This is a genomic window from Promineifilum sp. (SeqCode) (assembly GCF_041918635.1).
Classification (GTDB): domain Bacteria; phylum Chloroflexota; class Anaerolineae; order Promineifilales; family Promineifilaceae; genus Promineifilum.
The window spans coordinates 1-1,746 of sequence record NZ_JAYRVJ010000758.1 but is presented as its reverse complement, the minus strand read 5'-3'; the positions used below and the strand labels follow the sequence as shown (position 1 = coordinate 1,746).

General features: G+C 69.5%; 1 protein-coding gene. It reads left to right on the top strand.

Annotated elements, in window-relative coordinates; genetic code table 11:
* Positions 1-1,644: leucine--tRNA ligase (gene leuS, locus ACE3UY_RS21910; RefSeq protein WP_374689602.1), on the top strand; the 1,644-nt coding region annotated here is incomplete at its 5' end.
* Positions 1,645-1,746: the final 102 nt, after the last annotated feature.

The following is a 1,746-nucleotide window of genomic DNA, read 5'->3' as shown; positions in this document are numbered from 1 at the left end:
GCCTACGTCGAGGCCGCGCAGCGTATGTCGGAGATGGACCGCCAGGCGGCCGACCGGGAGAAGACGGGCGTCTTCACCGGCGCCTATGCCACTCACCCGCTGACCGGCGCGCCTGTGCCCATCTGGATCGCCGATTACGTGCTGGCCGGCTACGGCACGGGGGCCATCATGGCCGTACCCGCCCACGACGCGCGCGACTTCGCGTTCGCGCGGCAGTATGGGCTGCCGGTGGTGGAAGTAGTCAGTAGTCAGGGGTCAGTGGACAGCGGACAGTCATCAGTAAGCAGTGAGCGGTGGTCAGTGGACGGTGAGGTGATGGTGGCGTTTGAGGGGGAGGGGGTGGTGGTCAACTCCGGGCCTTACAATGGCCTGGCGTCGGCCGTCGCCGCGGCGCGGATCACCGACGACCTGGCCGCCCGCGGGCTGGGCCGGGCGCGGGTGGTCTACCGCTTCCGCGACTGGCTGATCAGCCGTCAGCGCTACTGGGGCGCGCCCATCCCCATCGTCCACTGCCCAACCTGCGGGGCCGTGCCCGTGCCGGAAGAGGAGCTGCCGGTGTGCCTGCCGGACGTGGCCGACTTCCAGCCGTCGGGCGACGGGCGCTCGCCGCTGGCCCGCGCCACCGAGTGGGTCAACACCGCCTGCCCCCGCTGCGGCGGCCCGGCCCAGCGCGAGACGGACACGATGGACGGCTTCGCCTGTTCGTCGTGGTACTTCCTGCGCTTCGCCAGCCCGCGCGAGGCGGCCCGCCCCTTCGACCCGGTGGCGGTGCGCGACTGGCTGCCGGTCGATACCTACGTCGGCGGGGCGGAGCACGCGGTCATGCACCTGCTGTACGCCCGTTTCTGGACGAAGGTCATGCGCGACGCGGGACTGATCGACTTCGACGAGCCGTTCAGCCAGCTGCGCAACCAGGGCATGCTGCTGTCGCCCATCGACGGGCAGAAGATGTCGAAGTCGCGCGGCAACGTGGTCACGCCCGACGAGGTCGTGGCCGCCCACGGGACCGACGCGCTGCGGGCCTACGTGCTGTTCCTGGGGCCGTTCGACGCCAACGCCATCTGGGACGACCGGGGCATCATCGGCGTCGATCGCTTCCTGGAGCGCTACTGGCGGCTGGCCGGCGAAGCGGCGCGGCGGCAGGGCGGCGCGTTCGACGAGGGGTTCGAGCGCGAGCGGCACCGTGTCATCCGCCGCGTGACCCGCGACATGGAGAAGTTCCGCTTTAACACGGCCGTGGCCGCGCTGATGGAGTACGTCAACGGCCTGTACGCCGCCCGCGAACGCCCGGTCGCCGGGGCGCAGTGGCGCGAGGCGATCCGCTCGCTGACGCTGCTGCTGGCCCCTATCGCGCCGTTCGTGGCCGAAGAGGTGTGGCGCGAGGTGCTGGGCGAGCGCGACTCGGTTCACCGCGCAACCTGGCCGGCGTGGGATGAGGCGCTGGCGGCCGAGGCGCAGGTCGTCATCGCCGTCCAGGTAAACGGCAAGCTGCGCGATCGGCTGATTGTGGACGCCGACAGCGACGCGGCGGTGCTGCGCGAGGCGGCGCTGGCCAGCGAAAAGGTACGGGCGACAATCGGGGAACGGCCGGTGCGCGACGTGGTAGTCGTGCCGGGCCGCCTGGTAAACGTGGTGACCGAATAGAAGCATCCGCAGATTGCACAGATTACGCAGATTAAAGAAGCTCTTTAATCTGCGTAATCTGCGAAATCTGTGGATGCGCTTCTTAAACTACGGGATGCAGAG